At 33.3% G+C, this 19,876-nt stretch carries 17 protein-coding genes and 1 tRNA gene; 16 read left to right on the top strand and 2 right to left on the bottom strand.

Translation table 11 applies throughout. The features are described from left to right. Positions 1-3 precede the first annotated feature (3 nt). The 6 genes from BQ7474_RS02455 (at position 4) to BQ7474_RS02480 (ending at position 7,513) form a co-directional block, all read left to right on the top strand. On the top strand, positions 4-2,202 hold the full coding sequence (locus BQ7474_RS02455) for an RNA degradosome polyphosphate kinase (protein WP_073997461.1): 2,199 nt from the start codon (positions 4-6) through the stop codon (positions 2,200-2,202). 234 nt (positions 2,203-2,436) lie between these two features. Further along, complete coding sequence (locus tag BQ7474_RS02460) at positions 2,437-3,438, top strand: M15 family metallopeptidase (protein ID WP_073997462.1); 1,002 nt, start codon at positions 2,437-2,439, stop codon at positions 3,436-3,438. 15 nt (positions 3,439-3,453) lie between these two features. Then, complete coding sequence (locus BQ7474_RS02465; RefSeq protein ID WP_044567477.1) at positions 3,454-3,825, top strand: RidA family protein; 372 nt, start codon at positions 3,454-3,456, stop codon at positions 3,823-3,825. A gap of 88 nt (positions 3,826-3,913) precedes the next feature. Beyond that, on the top strand, positions 3,914-4,366 hold the full coding sequence (locus tag BQ7474_RS02470) for a redoxin domain-containing protein (RefSeq protein ID WP_073997463.1): 453 nt from the start codon (positions 3,914-3,916) through the stop codon (positions 4,364-4,366). Between the two features lie 133 nt (positions 4,367-4,499). Next, complete coding sequence (locus BQ7474_RS02475; RefSeq protein ID WP_073997464.1) at positions 4,500-5,864, top strand: aldehyde dehydrogenase family protein; 1,365 nt, start codon at positions 4,500-4,502, stop codon at positions 5,862-5,864. Positions 5,865-5,950: 86 nt separating this feature from the next. Continuing rightward, the gene (locus BQ7474_RS02480; RefSeq protein WP_073997465.1) at positions 5,951-7,513 is read left to right on the top strand and encodes an IS1182 family transposase; all 1,563 of its coding nucleotides are present in this window, start codon (positions 5,951-5,953) and stop codon (positions 7,511-7,513) included. A 176-nt stretch (positions 7,514-7,689) separates the two neighbouring features. On the opposite strand, the gene BQ7474_RS02485 is transcribed toward BQ7474_RS02480, so the two are convergent. Beyond that, complete coding sequence (locus tag BQ7474_RS02485) at positions 7,690-8,910, bottom strand: FprA family A-type flavoprotein (RefSeq protein WP_073997466.1); 1,221 nt, start codon at positions 8,908-8,910, stop codon at positions 7,690-7,692. Between the two features lie 250 nt (positions 8,911-9,160). On the opposite strand from BQ7474_RS02485, the gene BQ7474_RS02490 reads away from it, so the two are divergent. From BQ7474_RS02490 to BQ7474_RS02520, 7 genes are all read left to right on the top strand, one after another. Further along, positions 9,161-10,840, top strand: a complete 1,680-nt coding sequence (locus BQ7474_RS02490) for an acyl-CoA dehydrogenase family protein (RefSeq protein ID WP_073997467.1) — start codon at positions 9,161-9,163, stop codon at positions 10,838-10,840. 68 nt (positions 10,841-10,908) lie between these two features. Further along, a complete protein-coding gene (gene nadE / locus BQ7474_RS02495) occupies positions 10,909-12,729 on the top strand; it encodes an NAD(+) synthase (RefSeq protein ID WP_073997468.1) in 1,821 nt (606 codons plus the stop codon). Beyond that, entirely contained in the window at positions 12,713-13,513 is an 801-nt protein-coding gene (locus tag BQ7474_RS02500; RefSeq protein ID WP_073997469.1) for a metallophosphoesterase, read from the top strand. The genes nadE and BQ7474_RS02500 overlap by 17 nt, the downstream gene beginning before the upstream one ends. Continuing rightward, positions 13,499-13,572, top strand: a tRNA-Arg gene (locus tag BQ7474_RS02505). The genes BQ7474_RS02500 and BQ7474_RS02505 overlap by 15 nt, the downstream gene beginning before the upstream one ends. 269 nt (positions 13,573-13,841) lie before the next feature. Beyond that, positions 13,842-14,300 carry a hypothetical protein gene (locus BQ7474_RS02510; RefSeq protein ID WP_073997470.1) on the top strand — a complete coding sequence of 153 codons (459 nt, stop codon included), beginning with the start codon at positions 13,842-13,844 and terminating at the stop codon, positions 14,298-14,300. A gap of 245 nt (positions 14,301-14,545) precedes the next feature. After that, positions 14,546-15,406 carry an SDR family oxidoreductase gene (locus tag BQ7474_RS02515; RefSeq protein ID WP_073997471.1) on the top strand — a complete coding sequence of 287 codons (861 nt, stop codon included), beginning with the start codon at positions 14,546-14,548 and terminating at the stop codon, positions 15,404-15,406. Beyond that, positions 15,393-16,652: a dicarboxylate/amino acid:cation symporter gene (locus BQ7474_RS02520; RefSeq protein ID WP_073997472.1), complete on the top strand. Its 1,260-nt coding sequence runs from the start codon at positions 15,393-15,395 to the stop codon at positions 16,650-16,652. The genes BQ7474_RS02515 and BQ7474_RS02520 overlap by 14 nt, the downstream gene beginning before the upstream one ends. Before the next feature lie 36 nt (positions 16,653-16,688). On the opposite strand, the gene BQ7474_RS02525 is transcribed toward BQ7474_RS02520, so the two are convergent. Then, positions 16,689-17,099: a Fur family transcriptional regulator gene (locus BQ7474_RS02525; RefSeq protein WP_073997473.1), complete on the bottom strand. Its 411-nt coding sequence runs from the start codon at positions 17,097-17,099 to the stop codon at positions 16,689-16,691. Between the two features lie 99 nt (positions 17,100-17,198). On the opposite strand from BQ7474_RS02525, the gene BQ7474_RS02530 reads away from it, so the two are divergent. Genes BQ7474_RS02530 through BQ7474_RS02540 form a run of 3 tightly spaced genes read left to right on the top strand, consistent with a single transcriptional unit; the run spans position 17,199 to position 19,839 of the window. Further along, a complete protein-coding gene (locus tag BQ7474_RS02530) occupies positions 17,199-18,386 on the top strand; it encodes a metal ABC transporter solute-binding protein, Zn/Mn family (RefSeq protein ID WP_073997474.1) in 1,188 nt (395 codons plus the stop codon). 3 nt (positions 18,387-18,389) lie between these two features. Next, positions 18,390-19,055, top strand: coding sequence for a metal ABC transporter ATP-binding protein (locus BQ7474_RS02535; protein WP_073997475.1), 666 nt, complete (start codon positions 18,390-18,392; stop codon positions 19,053-19,055). Next, positions 19,048-19,839 carry a metal ABC transporter permease gene (locus BQ7474_RS02540; protein ID WP_073997476.1) on the top strand — a complete coding sequence of 264 codons (792 nt, stop codon included), beginning with the start codon at positions 19,048-19,050 and terminating at the stop codon, positions 19,837-19,839. The genes BQ7474_RS02535 and BQ7474_RS02540 overlap by 8 nt, the downstream gene beginning before the upstream one ends. Positions 19,840-19,876: the final 37 nt, after the last annotated feature.

The raw sequence follows: 19,876 nt of genomic DNA on the forward strand, positions 1-19,876 counted from the left end.
AATATGACTGATATATCTTTTACGCAAAACCGAGAGCTTTCTTGGCTGCAATTTGATCAAAGAGTACTTGAAGAAGCTAATGACAAAAGTGTACCCTTACTTGAAAGACTAAGATTTTTCTCTATATTTGACACCAACCTTGAAGAGTTTTTTATGGTTAGGGTTGGTAGTCTTACTGATTTTAAAAATCTAAAGAAAAAGCCTATTGACAACAAATCAGGTATGACCAGTGACGAACAAATAGATGCAATACTTAGAGAATGTATTGATTTATATCGCAAAAAAGACCAAGTTTATAACCAATTAGTTGATGACCTTAAGGTAAATGGTATCAATTTATTAAAAGTTTCAGAGTTAAGTGAAAAAGATAAAAAATACGTAGAGTATTACTTTAATACAAAAATTGAACCAATACTAAACTTTCAAATAGTAGATAGGGTTCACCCATTTCCAAGATTGCCAAATTTGGCCTTATCTGTCCTATTTTCTCTAAGAAAACAGAATGACGAGGTAAGCGACAGAGTTGGCTTAATCCAGGTTCCAGATAGGATAAAAAGATATCTTAAAATCAACGATACTACTATCGTATTCATAGAAGATATTATCAAAGAATATGGATACCAAGTTTTTGAGGGTTACAAGGTTGAGAATAAATATATCATTTCCCTAACAAGAAATGCTGATATTTCTTATGATGACGACGATTTTGATATAGACCAAGACTTTAGATCATATATGAAGACTCAACTTAAGAAAAGAAAAAGACTACATCCTGTTCGCCTTGAAGTTGACCGAGACTTAAGTGAGGAATCTATAGAATTTTTAAAGGCACAATTTGATCTAGATAAAAAGAATATTTTCTTGACCAAGTCTTTGATGCAACCAGGATTCCTCTTCTCTCTTGTCGAGGACTTGCCAGATAATATAATAAACAATCATACCTATGATAAATATTCTCCATTAGATTCTGCTATGGTTGATCCAAATGAAAAAATGATTGACCAGATTGAGAATAAAGACATAATACTATCTTTCCCATATGAATCTATGGATCCTGTCATAAGATTGCTAGAAGAAGCAGCAGAAGATGATAGCGTAGTGTCTATTAAAATCACCCTATATAGGATAGCAGAAGATAGCAAGATTGCCAAAGCCTTGATAAAGGCAAGTGAAAATGGCAAAGATGTCACTGTTTTGATGGAACTTAGGGCAAGGTTTGATGAAGATAACAACCTATTTTGGTCAACAAAACTTGAAGATGCAGGTTGTAAAATATTATTTGGTTTTGATAACTACAAGACTCACTCAAAAGTTTGCCTTATAACCAAGGTTGATGATAATGACAATGTAGAATATATTACCCAAGTTGCCACAGGCAATTACAATGAGAAGACTGCAAAGCTTTACACAGATTTTTCATTTATGACAGCAAGTGGACCAATAGGACAAGATACCAAGGAACTGTTTGATAATATCCAACTTGGCAATTTGGATGGAGAATATGATAATCTACTTGTTAGTCCAAAATCAATGCAAGAAGGTCTATCTAGACTTATAGACGAACAAATAGAAAGACAAAAGCAAAGTCACGATGGATACATAAGGATAAAGGTAAATTCTATTTCAGATAGAAAATTGATCGACAAATTATCCGAGGCATCAAATGCTGGTGTACACATTGACATGCTTGTTAGAGGTATTTGTTGCATACTGCCAAATATTCCAAATAGAACTGAGAATGTAAATATTTACCAGATAGTTGGAAGATTCTTGGAACACTCCAGGGTATATCAATTTGGTCGCGATTTGGATGCTAAGTTATATATATCATCAGCTGACTTTATGACTAGAAATATCCGAAATAGGATGGAAGTGGCTGTACCTATATATGATGATAAGGTCAAGAAGAGAATACTAGATTATCTGGACCTTATGTTTTCTGATGATGTAAAGATTAGGAAATTGTTGGCAAACAGTCAGTACACAAAGGTTCAAAATGTAAACAATATAGACGCACAAGATACATTGATAGAAAGGGCCAAGAAAAGAAATATTGATATAGAAGAAGAAAGGAATGCACAAAAAGTTGCAAGAAGAAATAAGGTAAAAAGAAATAGAGAGCCTATGAGTGAAGATAGGAAGAAATTGGTTTCTGAGAAAAATTATTTTAAGAGAATCCTAGATATCTTTAGAAGAAAATAAAAAAAATTAATAAATTTTCGAAAATTCGACCTAATTGGTCGTTTTTTTGTGAAAAATGTCTGATTTTAGCCGAATAACCCCTATGCATAATTACAAAGTCGTGTTATAATAATATTAACCAAGTATGTAAGGCAAACTATTTTAGAATTGGAATATATTTTATAAGTTTGTTAATATACTATCCCTTAGACTTACTGATATAAAACGATTGAAATAAATGAATAGGATTTTTATATGTCTAATAAAGGTATCAGAGAAAAAAAGAGAATTAAACAAAGAGAAAGAAAAGCAAGAACAAAAAAGATTTTAACAAGAACTACAGTCGCAGCCATAGCCCTTGCTGGTCTGCTACATTTTGGATTTAACAAGGAAGATGATTTCACTATAGCTAGACCTTCTGAATATAGGCAAGCATCAGGTGATATAAATAATTTATTAGAAGAAGTAGAAGAAGAAAATAATGGCAATATTCATGTAGCTACACAAATAGGATTTGCAGATACAAATATTGAAGAAAAATATCAAGTATCTGATGACAAATACCAAGATAGTCTACAAGAGTATTTGTATTGTGTAAAAACCCAATATGCCTACCAGTATCCAAATGACTTTTCAAAAACAGAGAAGTTTATCAAAGAGGGTACTTATGTGCCTAGCTATGGTACAGAAAATGGTTTCACTAAGGTTAAAATCGATGATGCCTATTATTATGTAAATAAATATGGTTTATCAAAACTTACAAGTGACAATCAGATTAAAGTTATAAATGGTCTAACTTATGTTAGTGATGATTATAAATTGCCTAGGGATTTTGATCCAGGTGTAGATAAGACAGCAAGACGTGCATTCGAAACCTTAAGACAAGATATGCAAAGAGAAGGCATGGATTTAAAGATAGCTTCTGACTATAGGGGCTATGACTTAGAGGAAAAAATGTACGCTGCAGGGGAGATTGATAGCTCTGCTGCTGGCACCAATGAGCACCAATTAGGATCAGCCTTTGACTTTTTTACAGAAGGAAACAAATATAACGAAAAGTTTGAAAAGACTTCTGAATACCAATGGCTTATTGAAAATGCCTACAAATATGGATTCATAGAAAGATATCCAAAGGGCAAAGAGGATAGGACAAATCACAAAGCTGAGCCTTGGCACTTTAGATTCGTTGGCGTTGAAAATGCCAAAGAGATTTATGAGAATAACTTGACATTAGAAGACTATTTAAAAATCAATTAAAGAGGAGAATTAATAATGAAAGCATATAATACAGACAAAGCACCAGCAGCAGTAGGTCCATATGTACAAGCAATTGGTACAGAAAACCTTGTATTTACATCTGGCCAACTTTCTATCAACCCAGAAAATGGCGAGTTAGTAACAGAAATAAAGGCAGCTGCAAGACAATCACTTGAAAATGTAAAAGCAATTCTTGAAGAAGCAGGTACAAGCATGGACAAAGTTATAAAATGTACAGTTTTCCTAGCTGATATCAATGATTTTGCTGCAGTAAATGAAGTTTACAAAGAATATTTTTCTGACCACAAACCAGCAAGATCTGCTATCCAAGTAGGGGCACTTCCACTTGGTGGGGTTATAGAAATAGAAGCAATAGCAACATTATAATAGATAATTTGGGCCAAGTTTAACTTGGTCTATTTTGTTGGTAATTTATGGGTATAAATATATAATAAATAGAGAAAAGGAGATTATAATGACAATAAAAGTTTCAGAAATGGCCCCAGAATTTACATTAAAAGATCAAGAAAAAAATGATATTAAGTTATCAGATCTAAAGGGTAAGAAAGTTATCTTATCATGGCACCCACTAGCTTTCACATCTGTATGTACAGATCAAATGAGAAGCTTGGAAAGAAATTATGATAGGATTCAAGAAAAAGGCGAGACTGTTGTAATTGGACTTTCTATTGACCCATATCCAGCTAAACAAAAATGGGCTGATATCTTATGCATTGACAATGTAAAAATTGTATCCGATTTCTTCCCATATGCAGAAGTCACCAAAGCTTATGGACTATTTAATGAAGAAAATGGTGCAAGCAAACGTGCCAATGTCATAATAGATGAAGATGGAAAAGTTAAGTGGGTAAAAGTATACGAAGCTAGCGAACTTCCTGACGTTGAAGAACTTATAGAAAACTTATAAAGTTACGATATAACTAAGCCTCAAAATCTTTATAATGGATTTTGAGGTTTTTAAATTGTACATTAAAGTAAAATTGTATCCTTGCTTGGGTATTAATATCCTAAGGACTTAATTACAAGACGAGGAGATAACAATGAATCTAGCAAATATAGTTAACTTACAAAGAGAATATTTTTATTCTGGTGAAACTAAGACATATGATTTTAGGATTTATAATCTTAAAAAATTGCGCGCCATAATAGAGATGTTTGAAGATAATATTTTGATGGCCCTTTCAAAAGATTTGGGCAAGTCAAATTTTGAATCATACACTACAGAAATACTCATGCTTTATGAAGAAATAGATATGGCCATAGAAAATCTAGAAGAGTGGATGAGTCCAATTAGTGAGAAGACTCCAATCACAGCTATGCCTGCCAAATCATACACCCTCTATGAGCCAATGGGACTAACACTAATTATATCCCCTTGGAATTATCCTTTCCAACTTGCTATGGATCCTTTGATAGGAGCAATAGCAGCTGGCAATACTGTAATAATAAAGACAAGCAGAAAGTCAAAAGAAACTTCGAAACTAATAAGATCAATATTAAATAAGAATTTTGATCCTGAATTTATTTATGTAGTGGATAATGACCAAGTAAGCCATGATGAGCTCTTAAGCTATAATTATGATCACATTTTCTACACTGGTGGAAGTGCTGTTGGAAAGACTATAATGGAAAAGGCAAGCAAAAATCTTTCAAGAGTTACTTTAGAACTTGGAGGTAAGTCTCCAACAATTGTAGAAAAAGATGCTGATATATCTCTTGCAGCAAGATCAATAGCCTGGGGCAACACTGTAAATGCAGGACAAACTTGTGTTTCTCCAGATTATATACTTGTTCATGGATCTATAAAAGAAAAGTTTATAGAAGAACTTCAGAAAGCGCTGTTTGAGTTTTATGGTCTAGATCCACTATTATCAAGTGACTATCCAAGGATTATAAATGATGATCATTTGTATAAATTGGTGGGACTGCTTGATGGGCAAGATATTATATATGGTGGTAGGTACAATTCTAAGACACTTAAACTAGAACCTACTATAGTAGATAATGTTGATTTCGATAATAAACTTATGGAAGAAGAAATATTTGGACCAATTTTCCCGATAATTACCTATACAAATCTAAATGAAATATTATATAAAGTTAAAACTTTAGCAAAACCATTAGCGCTTTATCTATTTACAAATGATGAGCGCATCAAAGAAAAGGTAATGTACAATATGGAATTTGGCAATGGCATGGTAAATGGAACACTTATGATGGTATCAAATCCAAACTTATCCTTTGGTGGGGTAGGTTTTAGTGGCCAAGGAGGCTACCATGGATACTATGGTTTCCAAAACTTCTCAAATAGAAAATCTATAATGCTATCAAACGGACACTTGGATATGAAAATGAAATATCCTCCATATGATAATGGTAAATTAAATTTGATCAAAAAATTGTAAAGTAAAAGGGGCTGTTGCAAATGTCCTAACATAGAAAAAAGACGAGGAAACTAAAAATCCTTGTCTTTTTCTGATAGAATGTATTTATGATAAACGTTAAAAACAATACATCATCACTAACTAATTTTACGTTAGTTGATGATACAATTCAATTAAAAATGAATTTTAACACAGAAATATACGTTTACGATGATGTTAAGTTAAGGCTTGTAAAAAATATAATTGAAAGGATAGACCTAACAGAATTAAAGAAAGTCTACTCATCATTTGGAAGAAAACCTACTGTTAACCCAGTAACAATGCTTCAAATAATAATATTCTGCTACTCTGAAGGAATATTTACATCAAGAGAAATAGAAAAATCATGCAAATATGATCTAAGAATAAAATATCTTCTTGATGGACAAACTCCACCAGATTACTCAACAATAAATAGATTTAGACAAAAAATAATAAATCTAACCCCCAATCTACTAAATGAAATGGTCCAAATATTAATAGAAGAAAATCAGATAGACCTATCAAGTATATACATAGATGGAACAAAAATAGAAGCCTACGCCAATAGATATAGCTTTGTATGGAGAGGAAGCATAGAAAAGTGGCAAGAAAAACTAAGGATGAGAATAATAAAACACTTCAATTTAAACAAAGACCTAACTGCAAGCCAAGTATTAGAAGTAGTAAAAATAGTATTTAATCAAGTTAGTAAAGAATGCATAGAAAAGAAAATCAACTTTGTATTTGGACAAGGCAAAAGAAAACATCAGCTTCAGCGTGAGTATGAAATGCTAAAAGATTGGAAAAGCAAACTAGAAACTTACCATAAACATCTAGAAATAATGGGCGATTACAGAAACTCCTACTCAAAAACAGACCATGATGCAACCTTTATGAGAATGAAAGAAGACCACATGAGAAATGGTCAACTAAAGCCAGCATATAACATTCAACTAGCAAGTGCCTCAGGTTTCATCATAGGAGAAAATGTATCCCATCACCCATCTGATATGTATACGCTAAAGCCATTCTTAACAAAACTACTAAAAAGTTACCCAAACAAACTAGACAAAGTAGTAGAAGATGCAGGATATGAAAGCGAAGAAAACTATGTATATCTTGCAGAAAATAACTTAACATCCTACATAAAGCCATCAAACTATGAACAATCAAAAACACGAAAATATAAAAAAGAACAAGAATTTAAACAAAGCCTAATATATGATGAAAATCAAGACAAATACATATCACTAGAAGGGAAATTCTTTGTAAGATGCAAAGATAGGTATGATACTAAGAAAAGTGGATATGTCAGTATGAGTAAAGTCTATAGGTGCTTCGACTGGAACAAAGACGGTCAAAAAACTAAAGGGATCTACATAGCAGAAACATTCCAAAAATATAGGAAAGAATCATTAGAAAACATAATATCCGACCAAGGAATAGAAGAAAGACTAAACAGGTCTATTCAAGCTGAGGGAGCATTTTCTAAAATAAAATCAGGGCTAGACTACAACAGATTCCATCATAGAGGAAAAGCAAATATAATAAGTGAAATATGTCTTCTATCAATAGCGCTCAACTTAAATAAACTGGCATCCAAAATAGAAAACAAAAACTTAGAAATCATAAAATACAAAGCTGCTTAAGAAAAAAACATTAATTTCATAAGCTCTATTAAGTGACCCTATTTTTAAGAAAAATGTGGAAAAGTTCACTCATATCTTAAAAAACTCTATAAAAATTAATGGCTTGATACAGATATACAAGAAAAAAAGTGATGAGCAGAATAGATTTATCTATTCTGCAACATCACCTTAAATTTTTAATATTCGCTATTGTCCAAGTCTTCTTTTATTGCTTTTGCTAAAGCTTTTAATTGTTCGACTTGTTCATCTTTTACACTAGAGTTTACTAGTACATCTTCACCTATATATTCGTGTTTACCTTTTTCTAGGATTTCTTTGGAAACTTTAAGGCTGGTACCACCCCAAGACCAGTTGTTTAAGAATGAGATGTGTCTGTTTTGGTAGCCTGTGCCAACTAATTCTGTCAAGAATGCTTCCATCTTGTAGTATAGGCCTGAGTTGTAGTTTATTGGTGCAAATACCGCATTAGAAAATCTGTGGCAAGCTGCAATCATATATGATGGGTCAGTATTAGATACGTCATAAATTTCTATATCTTCATTTACACCTAGGTCAGCAAGCTCAGCTGCAAGAATATCAGCAGCTTCTTCAGTATCTCCATACATTGAAGCAAAGCATATTACTACACCCTTTTCTTCTGGAGTATATGTTGCCCATTTAGTGTATTTGTCAAGGATAAAGTCGATTGATTCTTTATCGTCATATACAGGACCGTGTAGTGGAAGGATAGCATTTATTTCTAGTCCCTCTACTTTATTAAATAGGGCTTGAACTTGTTTGCCGAATTTACCTACTATATTGATATAGTATCTACGAGCTTGGTCTAACCAATCTCCTCTGTGGATAATATTTTTAGCCTTTAGGTGTCCCTCAATAGCATTAAATGATCCGAAAGCATCAGCTGAGAATAGGTAGCCATTGTTTGTTTCGTATGACATCATAACTTCTGGCCAGTGAACCATTGGAGCAAATACAAATTTAAGATTGTGTTTTCCAAGATTTAGTTCATCACCATCTTTTACTTCGTAGTATCTATCTTTGAAATCGTCGTTATAGAATTGTTCGTAAAATTGAAAAGTCTTAGCATTACCTACAAATTTTGCATTTGGGTATTTTTGTAATACAAAGTCTATATTTCTGCAGTGGTCTGGCTCCATGTGGTGGATTACAACATAATCTAAATCTTCGCCATCAAGAGCTTTCTCAATGTTTTGAAGATATTGTCTGGTAAAAGCAGATTCCACACTGTCAAGTAATACGTTTTTTTCATCTTTAATAATAAATGAACTGTATGCCACACCATTTTCTAATGGGAACATATTTTCAAATCTGGTAATACGTCTATCGTTTACCCCTACATAATATATATTGTCCAAAACTTCTCTAATGTTTTGCATAATACCTCCTATTTAAAACTTATAAATACTATACACTATTGGAGCAATATTTAAACAAAAATTTTCCCATTTAAACTTGGAATTTACAAAAATATTGGAAAATACTTTGCTAAACTAGTAAAGCAATATATTTTTAATTTTATTTGTAAATATATAGCTAATAGCTAAAGTGTCAAGTGGGTATAATAATAGAAAGCAAACAATTTCATATTTTGTTGTGCATATTTTTAATTATAAGGAGAGTATAATTATGGCTTTTAATTTACCAAAAGATTTAGAAGAATTTAGGACATATGTCAGAGACTTTGCCGAGAAAAAAGTTAAACCTATTGCATTTCAATTAGATCAACAAAAAGAGTTTCCAAAAGAAATAGTAAAAGAAATGGGAGAAATGGGATTATTAAGCATTCCATTTCCTGAAGAATACGGTGGAGCAGGACTTACAAACAAACACTATGCTATCGCTGTAGAAGAACTATCTCGCGTTGACGGTGGTGTTGGTGTTATTTGTTCGGCACATACTTCACTAGGAACATGGGGACTTAATGAATTTGGTACAGAAGAACAAAAACAAAAATACTTAAGACCACTTTGTGATGGAACACAAATTGGTGGATTTGGTCTTACTGAAGATAATGCTGGTTCAGACTCTGCAGGAACTGAAACAACAGCTGTAGATAAGGGAGACTACTACCTATTAAATGGCAAGAAAATTTATATAACAAATGCTCCAGAAGCACAAACATATCTAGTAACAGCAGTTACAGAACCTGGCAAGGGCAACCATGGTATATCAATGTTTATCGTGGATAAGGATTTCGAAGGTTTCACATTCTCAGAACCATACGACAAACTTGGTATTAGATCATCAGTTACAGCAGAACTTCACTTTAAAGATGTAAAAGTTCCAAAAGAAAACCTACTTGGAGAACTGGGCAAAGGATTCAAGTATGCAATGATGATTCTAGACGGCGGTAGAATTGGTATAGCTTCACAAGCCCTAGGTATAGCACAAGGTGCTTATGAATCAGCTCGTGAATATCAACTTCAAAGAGAACAATTTGGTAAAGCTATAGCTTACTTCCAAGCCAACCAATTCAAACTTGCTGATATGGCTACACAACTAAAAGCAGCTAGACTTCTAGTTTATGATGCAGCTGACAAGAAAGACAATCACGTTAAGGGTTATGGTAAAGATGCTGCTATGGCAAAACTATACGCATCTGATCTTGCAAACAAACTTTCAAGTGAAGCCCTACAAATGTACGGTGGATCTGGTTTCATCAAGGGTGTAGATGTAGAACGTCACTATAGAGACTCTAAGATTACTCAAATCTACGAAGGTACAAACGAAATCATGAGAGTGGTTATAGCAGGATATCTACTACCAAAACCAAATAAAGAAAAAACTGACCAGCCAAAACAAAAGAAATCAGTAGTTGGAGATAGAAAAAAACAAATCTTCAAGGGTGATGTAAAAGAATCTGTTAATAAGTTTGTTGAGGCTCTAAAAGCTGATGGATACACATTTGATAATCACAGAGCTGAAGCAGATACAGAATTTGAAGAATCTGACAGACTAGTAGTTGCTGGTATGGGTATTGGTGAAGAACAAAACTTAAATCTAGTAAAAGATTTGGCAAAAGCAGCTGATGCATCAGTTGGAGCAAGCCGTCCAGTATCCGAAGTTAAACACTACTTGCCACTTGATAGATATGTTGGACTTTCTGGTCAAAAATGGGCAGGAGACCTATATATCGGAGTAGGTGTAAGTGGAGCAGTTCAACACTTACTAGGAATCAAAGATGTTAAGACAATCTGTGTTATCAACAATGACGAAGCTGCACCATTCTTCGAAAATTGTGACTATGGTATAGTAGGAGACTTCCACGAAGTACTGCCACTACTAATCGAAGAAATCAACGGCTAATAAGAAATAATTGAGTCCGCAAATGCAGGCTCTTTTTTTGTGGTAAAATATGGATAAGAGGTGATATTATGCGAGAATTTATTAAAATAAGAACTACAAACTTTGATCTCGCCCTAGGCGATGTAAATAAAAACAAAGAAACTATAAAAGACTTGGTGAAAAAAGCAAATGAAGATGGTGTAAATATTTTATCCCTTCCAGAGTTATCTCTAACAGGAGCAAGTCTTTATGATGGATATTGGGATTTAGCAGAAATATGCGAAGATGCCATTATGGACTTGATAGAATTTTCTAAAAACTATAAGGTTCTATTTTCTGTTGGTTTTCCCTTTAAATACAATAGAAAAATTTATAATGCAATAGGACTTATTATAAATGGAAGTCTAACAGGCCTTACGACAAAGAAAAATTTAAGTACCATTGAAAAAAATGTTTTTTCAACTGATCTGCCAGATCATGATTTTTTAAACGCCTTTGATAGCTGGCCAAATATAAACATAGATTATAGTACAATAGATGGACTGGCAATTGATGTAACAATTGGAGAAGACGAAGAAATGATTATTCCTCGTAGTTTAGAGTATAAAGCAAAGCTAGGAGAAAGACATGAGATTATCCTACACCCTTGTGCCAATCCCAAATTTGCTCTTAATGAAGAAGATATAATAAATAGAGTTAAATTCTTATCCAAGGATGTGACCTATGTTCTTACATCTTCTGGCATGGGCGAATCTAGCACAGATTTTGTCTATGGCGGTCTAAATATTATAGCAAATGATGGAAAAGTATTTACTCATACATCAAATGCTCCTATTGATTATATTGGCAAATATTATATAAATGTTGACGAAGATAGTCTATTTCCGACAAAATTTACAAAAGAAGTAAATAAATGTGAGAAATTCCCTTATCTACCAGACTATGAAAAATCTGAAGCTTACGTCAATGATGTTTTAGACATCGGAGCAACAGGATTAATAACTCGAATGAAGCATATAGGCATAAAAGATGTATTTTTGGGAGTATCTGGTGGTCTTGACTCAACTATGGTCCTTTTAACATTGGTACATGCCTATAAGAAAGAAGGATGGGACTTATCAAATATTCACGCCTACACAATGCCAGCCTTTGGTACTAGCGATAGGACTAAGTCAAATGCCTACAAGCTTTGCCAAGCCTTGGGCTTGGAATTAGAAGAGATTAATATTTCCGAAGCTGTAAGTATTCACCTTAGAAATATAGGTCACGATGGAAAAACTAGCGATATAGCATACGAAAATGCCCAAGCAAGAGAACGCACCCAAGTCCTCTTTGACCTTGCTAATATGGGCAATGGCATAGTCATAGGTACTGGTGATTTGTCAGAAAATATGCAGGGATTTGCGACCTATAATGGCGATCATATGAGCAATTACTCACCAAATGCTACACTAATGAAAACTGAAATAAGATATATTGTAGGAGCAGTTGCAGAAAAAACTGACAATATCAAATTAAAAGATGTTTTGACAGATATATTAGACACTCCAATTTCGCCAGAATTAGTAAATGAAAATTCAGAAGAAATTAGCCAAAAAACTGAAGATATCATAGGACCATATGAACTTATTGATTTCCTTATCTACCACCATATGACTAAACATACAAGGCCAAGTGAAATCCTAGAAGATGCCTATAGCGCCTTTGAGGACACATATGACAAAGAAACCATTAGAAAATGGCTAATATCATATTACAAGAGATTCACATCTAGCCAATTTAAAAGGTCAGCTTCTGTGGATGGCCCAAATATAACAGGTAGATCCTTTAGCCCGAGAGCTGGATTTAAAATACCATCAGATATGGCATATGCTGCATACATTGAGGAATTAGATGAAAAAGAAAAATAAAATTATTACAGGCCTTGCACTAGCAGGGCTTTGCTTAGCCTTATATGTTGATAGACAATGTTTTGTTGCAAAAGAAGAAAAAGTTATACTAAAATCAGAAAAAATAAAAAATCACATAAAGATAACCCAGATAACAGATTTTCATTCAAATGCCATCAAAAACCTTGACGAAGTCATAGGGAATATAAAAAAGTTCAGTCCAGACCTTGTCATCTTGACAGGTGACATCATAGACTATGGAACTGATAAGAAAATTGAAAGATCTGTATATTTTTTAGAAAAACTAATGTCCTTAAACATAAAAACCTACTATATCACAGGTAACCACGAAGAAGCTGGACCAAATCTTGACAAATTCTTAAGTGAAATTGAAAGACTTGGCATCACATACCTTAAAAATGAGGGAGAGAGATTAAATATAAATGGCAACAAAGTTTATGTTTACGGTACAAGTATGTTTGATTTTTCATATGAAAATTACAGGAAAGATGATGAAAGCATAAACATCATACTTAGCCATTTTTCCAAAAATGTAAGAGATAACTACCAAGGTAGTGAAGACTTCATATTCTCAGGCCACACTCACGGAGGACAGGTCAGACTACCTATAGTAGGTGGACTAGTAGCACCAGGGGAAGGATTTTTCCCAGAATATGATAAGGGAGCCTTTAAATTCAATAATTCAATAATATATATAGATAGTGGCCTAGGAAACACCTTCCTACCCCTACGCTTCATGGACCAAATACAGTATAGTAATATAGTACTAGCACCAGTAGTTTAGTGGTAAAACAAAGGTGTCCGAAGCCTAAGATGGGAGTTCGATTCTCTCCTGGTGTGCCATAATGACCTATCACCATTTACGAAGTAAATGGATTGAAGGTCAGATGTCGCGGTGTTTCAAAGTTGATTTATCAACTTTGTCAACAAGCCGACCTAAAGCCTGCCCAGCTTCCTGTGAGGGTCCGCGCCCAAAAGGCACGGAATAACCACAGGAGTAAAGCGACGAGGACCAAAACATTAGTATTGTAAATAACTGGGCCTACTTAAACCAAGGAATAGGAGCTTTAAATAAAATACTAGTTGATAAAGCATTGGATGTGTAATAGAGAATGAAAAATAAATACAATAAGATGATTGTCATGATTTTGATAGGTATCGTGGTTGTTAGTGCTGGATATATGATTATGAAAATGAAATATGAAAAGACGAATGATATTTCTGAGATTCAATCAATCGTTAATGGATATGAATTAGAATATAGAAGCAAAAGAGCTTTTGGAAATGATAGATTTGACATTTATTCATTTTCTTTAAAAGAAAATGATATTGAGAAAGAATTCAAGCCTTATAATGAATATATAGAAAAAACATATACGACAAATTTTAAAAGTCTGATTATTACGATAGCTAATGATGATAGCTCGTTAAAAAAAATAGATTCCGCTATTGAGAAAATCATGCGAGAAAATGATAAAAGTTATAAGTATATAAGTGTAGATGGGACACAAAAATTGTATATATACAGTAAAGAGTTAAATAAGGGATATTGTTTAATTTTGACAATTTAATCAAGTATATTTAGGAGCGATTAAGAATTAATCTTAGTCGCTTCTTTAATTATGTATTATAACGTAAAATATAAAGAAATGAGTTATCCAAATTGTCAATAATTAATTCTGCCTTCATCACTTTTGCCAAGCATAATAATATACTAATTTGCTAATTTATTTCTTTTCCCCTAAAAGAGAGGTAAAATTATTTTAAATACAGTTTTTAGAAAAAGTTACAATAATATTAAGAATAAGGAGTTAATATGAGAATAGCAAGAGAAAAAATTTGGATAACTGGGTCTTCTGGAAGACTTGGTACATCCATGCTAAGACTGTTGGATCCTTTGGATTCAGAAATTATAGCTACCGACAAGCATGAAGTTGATATTACAAACCAAGATGAGGTTAGGAAGTTTGTAAGCCGTATTAGACCTAACGTTATTATCAATTGTTCTGGTATGTCAAATAGGGATAAGTGTGAAGCTGATCCAGATGGAGCATTTTTATTAAATTCTATTGGTGCCAGAAATGTTGCCATTGCTTCAAATACATTTATGGCAAAATTGGTGCAACTATCTACAGCTGATGTTTTTGATGGCACAAGCTTTAAATCATACAAAGAATTTGATAAGCCAAATCCAAAAAACATTTATGGCAAAAGCAAGTTTGAGGGAGAAAATTATGTTAGGGAATTTTCTAATTACCATTTTATCATTAGGGTAAGTAGGCTATATTCTCGTGAAAACCAATTTGTAGAAAATATCTTAAAACAGGCTGATAGCGGAAAAGTAGAGGTTGCAAAAGACTTGTATATGTCGCCTACTCCAGCTTTTGAGCTGGCTAATTTCTTAATTCCTTTGATAGAGACAAATTCTTTTGGCACTTATCATGCTTCTTCGGAAGGTTATACATCTATGTCTGAATTTGCCAAAGAAATCATAGATTATTGCGGGAAAGATGCTAAGATAATAGAAACAGATGACAATCCTAGTATGCTTGCAAGACCAGGATTTTATGCTTTAGAAGATTATATACTAAAAATCACTGATGGATACAAGATTCCACATTGGAAGGACACACTTCATCATTATATAGATAGGGAGGGATTGAATGAAAAAAAATAGAAGAGATATTTCCCAATCAAAAAAGATTTTTATCGCTCTTATAGCTGGTTTGATTTTTGGAATTGTAATGCATAGTTTTGTTCCAGATTCACACTTTAAAAATGAAATTTTGATAGAGGGTGTATTTTATACTATTGGCCAACTTTTCATAAGATTAATGCAAATGCTGGTTGTACCACTAGTATTTTTCTCCATAGCAGATGGATGTAGAAACCTAGGGGATACAGAAACTTTGGGTAAGGTTGGTGTGCGAATTGTAATTTTTTATATGTTCACAACAGCTCTAGCGATTATGATTGCTCTCGGTCTTTCAAGTATTATAGGACCAGGCAAGGGCATGAATATGCAAATCGGCCAGCAATCATATGAAGTTGCCAAAGCAGATATATCACTTAAAGATACCATTCTTGATTTCATTCCAACAAATCCAATAGGAGCTCTTGCAGAAGGTAATATGATCCAAATCATAATATTTGCAGTGCTCGTAGGACTATTGATTGCATCTATGGAAGATAGGTTAGTTTCTCTTGGTAATATAGTTACCGAGATGAATGATCTTATGATGGGTATGACTGCTTGGGTTATGAAGCTTGCACCAGTGGGTGTGTTTTTCCTAATATCTAGAACATTTTCTACTCTGGGATTTGATGCGATTTTATCAATGCTTAGCTACATGGGATCTGTACTAGGATCACTAGTAGTCCAATTATTTATTGTATACATGGTATTACTAGCAGGATTTGTAAGGGTAAATCCATTTAAGTTTATAAAAAAATATGCACCTGTTATGACATTTGGATTTTCAACAGCATCATCTTCAGCTACTGTTCCATTAAATATTCAAACCCTAGAAGATATGGGTGTTGATAGGAAGATATCATCATTTACAATTCCTCTTGGAGCAACAGTAAATATGGATGGTACAGCTATCATGCAAGGAGTTGCAGTAATATTTATAGCCAACGCTTATGGCATCACTCTTAGCTCGACAGATTTCCTAACAGTAATACTTACAGCAACTATCGCATCAGTTGGTACAGCTGGTATACCATCAGTTGGTCTAGTTACACTATCAATGGTTCTTGAATCTGTAGGACTTCCAGTAGAAGGTATTGCAATTATCATGGGTATTGATAGAATCCTTGACATGGCAAGAACGACAATAAACTTATCTGGTGATGCTACAGGAACAATCATTGTAGCTAACTCAGTTGGTGCCTTTGATAAGGAAAAATTTAATAGCTAAAAAAATACTGGTAAAAGATTTTATCTCTTACCAGCATTATTTTTTCTGACACTCTGGACATACTCCAGTAAATTCAAAATTGTGACCATTGATTACAAAGCCAGTTTCTTTTTCTATTTCTTCTTCTAGTTTGTAGACAGGGCAATTTTCTATGGTGAATTTTTTGTGGCATATGTTACAAGTTATGAAATGCTTGTGGTGGTTGTCGTTTATTTGATAGTAGCTTATACCATCAAGATTTGTAGTCTTTAGTAGGACGGACTTTTCTTCTAATATATTTAGATTTCTATAAATAGTCGATAGGTCCATATCATAATCTTTCTTTAGCTTATCAAAAAGTTCTTCTGCAGATATTGGATTATCGCAAAATTTCAAATTTTCTAAAATCAGTTTTCTGTATTTTGTTACCTTCAGGTTCTTGTCTTTTAAGAGTTCATTAATATTCATAATTACCTCCATTAATATTATTATACAATTATTTGACATATAAATAAATTGTTATATAATACTTGTTGCAAATGATTTGCATTATGAATGGAGGAGAATATGAAATACAAAAACCTAGCATTAGTATTAGCACTTGGATTAACTTTAGGTGCTTGTGGACAAAAAGAAGATGATAAGGCCAAGGCTCCATCAAATGAGCCAAAAACAGAAGAAAGTATCGATGAGCCAGCAAAAAAGGAAAATAAAGATGATAGTGCTTCTACTGACAATAAAGCAGAAGAAACAGTAGTATATACTTCATTTTATCCGATTTATAACCTAACAAAACAAATAGCAGGAGATAAGATGGAAGTTAAGTCTTTTACAAATCTAAAAGCTGAAAGTCACGGATGGGAACCTTCTGCAAAAGATATAAAAGAATTATCTAGTTCAAAATTAATGTTTATAAATGGTGCAGGTATGGAAGAATGGGAGTCTTCTTTAGAGGATTCTACTGATATAGAACTTGTTGATACAAGTGAAGGTTTAGATTTGATAAAAGCAAATCACGAAGACCACGACCACGACCACGAAGAAGCTGACGAAGATCACGAACACGAAGAAGCTCATGACCATGAAGAAGCTGACGAAGATCACGAACACGAAGAAGCTCATGACCATGAAGAAGCTGACGAAAATCATGAACACGAAGAAGCTCATGACCATGAAGAAGCTGATGAAGATCATGAACACGAAGACCATGACCATGAACACAACCATGGAGAATTTGACCCACACACATGGTTAAGTCCAAAAAATGGCCTTGCCCAAGCAAAGGTAATAGCTGAAAAACTTGGCCAAGTAGATCCAGCAAACAAAGATTACTATATGGACAATTACAAAAAAATAGAAGATGAATTAAATGCTATGATTGATGAATATAGCAAGAAATTCGAAGAAACTTCTAACAAAAACTTTCTTGTAAACCATAAGGCATTTTCATATATAGCTCGTGATTTTAACTTAAATCAAATAGCCCTTACAAGCCTTACATCAACAGATGATACAGATGCAAAGACTTTAAAAGAAGCAGCAGAAGAGGCAAAAGAGTTAAATATCAATACTATTTTCTATGAAATGGGTGGTTCTGATAAGAATGCAAAAACACTAGCAGATGAAATTGGGGCTGAGATAAAACCTCTAAATACCCTAGAACTTGCAACTGACGAAGATTTGGACAATAATAAGACTTATCAAGAGTTAATCAGATACAATCTAGAAGAAATTTACAAATCATTAGAAAAATAAAAAATGACCTTAATAAATATTAATAATCTAAGCTTTGCATATGATCAAAAAGAAATTTTAAAAAATATAAATCTAAAATTAGAAACAGGAGATTTCCTTGCTATAAGTGGTGAAAATGGATCTGGCAAGACCACCCTGGTTAAGATCCTAAGCAAAGAGCTTCCGGTTAAAAGAGGCTTTGTAGAAATCTTTGGTGAGGACATCAACGATTTTGACAACTTTCAAAAAATAGGCTATGTTCCCCAACTTAACGAGTCTTCGAATATTAGCTTTCCACTTACCTGTAGGGAGTATGTTATTTTAAATTTGTATAATAACTTTGGCAAATTTAAAAGACCTACAAGTGAAAATATGGAGGCTGTTGAAGATATATTTAGGATACTAAATATTGAAAATCTAATTGATAAACCCTTCAATAAATTATCTGGTGGACAGCAACAAAGAGTTATGATTGCTAGATGCTTGGTAAATAATCCTGAAGTTTTGATCCTTGATGAGCCAACTGTGGGTATTGACCAAGCCAATAAGGAAGATTTTCTAGACCTACTTTTGCATTTAAACAAAAAACACTCTTTGAGTATAATTATTATAAGTCATGAGATGGAATTTATAAAAGATTATGTCAATAAAGTTGTTGTATTAAAGGAAGGTATGATATTGGATGCTTGAATTTGCATTTATGAGAAGATCACTAATCATAGGAATAATGTTAGCTATAATCATTCCTATGATTGGGATTATAATGATAAATAGAAAAACTTCTATGATAGGAGATGCCCTAAGCCACTCATCCCTAGCAGGTATTGGTTTGGGACTTATATTTGGCATAAATCCCTTGTGGACTTCTCTTGTCATATGTATCATAGCAAGCTTTGCTATAGAAACACTAAGAAAGAAATTTCCCAAATATGGAGATATGGCAACAGCCATTGTCATGAGTACAGGTATTGCTATTGCTTCGATACTTTCTGACTTTACGCCAGGTGGGACAAGCTTTGAATCCTTTATGTTTGGTTCCATTACTACTGTATCTAGTGAAGATGTGTATATAGTATTATTTGTTTTTTTAATTGTTGCGATTAGCTCCCTATACCTTTATTACGGACTATTATACACATCTATAAACCCAGTATTGGCAAGGCTTGCTGGAGTCAACACCAGTGCTATCAATATATTTTTCACCCTACTAACTGCAGTTACTGTTGCTATTTCTGCAAAAACAGTAGGAGCATTGATGGTAACATCTCTTATGACAATTCCAGTTGCAGGAGCCATGGTTTTTGCAAAGTCGTACAAGAAAATGTATATTATTTCAATAATTTTGTCAGTTATATTTATGGTTTCTGGTATTTCTGCTTCCTATTATTTGGGGATCAAACCAGGAGGAGCCATAGTTATAATTGCGGTGATTTCATTTTTGATTATAAGCTTAGTAAATTACTTCAAAAATTAATATTTTATTTAGAAGAAGCAGGAATAGTCCTGCTTTT

It is taken from the genome of Anaerococcus urinomassiliensis, from assembly GCF_900128425.1.
GTDB lineage: Bacteria > Bacillota > Clostridia > Tissierellales > Peptoniphilaceae > Anaerococcus > Anaerococcus urinomassiliensis.

Excerpts from the sequence above, each read along its gene's own strand:
- BQ7474_RS02455 (WP_073997461.1), top strand. The coding sequence starts at position 4 with ATGACTGATATATCTTTTACGCAAAACCGAGAGCTTTCTTGGCTGCAA.
- BQ7474_RS02460 (WP_073997462.1), top strand. The coding sequence starts at position 2,437 with ATGTCTAATAAAGGTATCAGAGAAAAAAAGAGAATTAAACAAAGAGAA.
- BQ7474_RS02465 (WP_044567477.1), top strand. The coding sequence starts at position 3,454 with ATGAAAGCATATAATACAGACAAAGCACCAGCAGCAGTAGGTCCATAT.
- BQ7474_RS02470 (WP_073997463.1), top strand. The coding sequence starts at position 3,914 with ATGACAATAAAAGTTTCAGAAATGGCCCCAGAATTTACATTAAAAGAT.
- BQ7474_RS02475 (WP_073997464.1), top strand. The coding sequence starts at position 4,500 with ATGAATCTAGCAAATATAGTTAACTTACAAAGAGAATATTTTTATTCT.
- BQ7474_RS02480 (WP_073997465.1), top strand. The coding sequence starts at position 5,951 with ATGATAAACGTTAAAAACAATACATCATCACTAACTAATTTTACGTTA.
- BQ7474_RS02485 (WP_073997466.1), bottom strand. The coding sequence starts at position 8,910 with ATGCAAAACATTAGAGAAGTTTTGGACAATATATATTATGTAGGGGTA.
- BQ7474_RS02490 (WP_073997467.1), top strand. The coding sequence starts at position 9,161 with ATGGCTTTTAATTTACCAAAAGATTTAGAAGAATTTAGGACATATGTC.
- nadE (WP_073997468.1), top strand. The coding sequence starts at position 10,909 with ATGCGAGAATTTATTAAAATAAGAACTACAAACTTTGATCTCGCCCTA.
- BQ7474_RS02500 (WP_073997469.1), top strand. The coding sequence starts at position 12,713 with ATGAAAAAGAAAAATAAAATTATTACAGGCCTTGCACTAGCAGGGCTT.
- BQ7474_RS02510 (WP_073997470.1), top strand. The coding sequence starts at position 13,842 with ATGAAAAATAAATACAATAAGATGATTGTCATGATTTTGATAGGTATC.
- BQ7474_RS02515 (WP_073997471.1), top strand. The coding sequence starts at position 14,546 with ATGAGAATAGCAAGAGAAAAAATTTGGATAACTGGGTCTTCTGGAAGA.
- BQ7474_RS02520 (WP_073997472.1), top strand. The coding sequence starts at position 15,393 with ATGAAAAAAAATAGAAGAGATATTTCCCAATCAAAAAAGATTTTTATC.
- BQ7474_RS02525 (WP_073997473.1), bottom strand. The coding sequence starts at position 17,099 with ATGAATATTAATGAACTCTTAAAAGACAAGAACCTGAAGGTAACAAAA.
- BQ7474_RS02530 (WP_073997474.1), top strand. The coding sequence starts at position 17,199 with ATGAAATACAAAAACCTAGCATTAGTATTAGCACTTGGATTAACTTTA.
- BQ7474_RS02535 (WP_073997475.1), top strand. The coding sequence starts at position 18,390 with ATGACCTTAATAAATATTAATAATCTAAGCTTTGCATATGATCAAAAA.
- BQ7474_RS02540 (WP_073997476.1), top strand. The coding sequence starts at position 19,048 with ATGCTTGAATTTGCATTTATGAGAAGATCACTAATCATAGGAATAATG.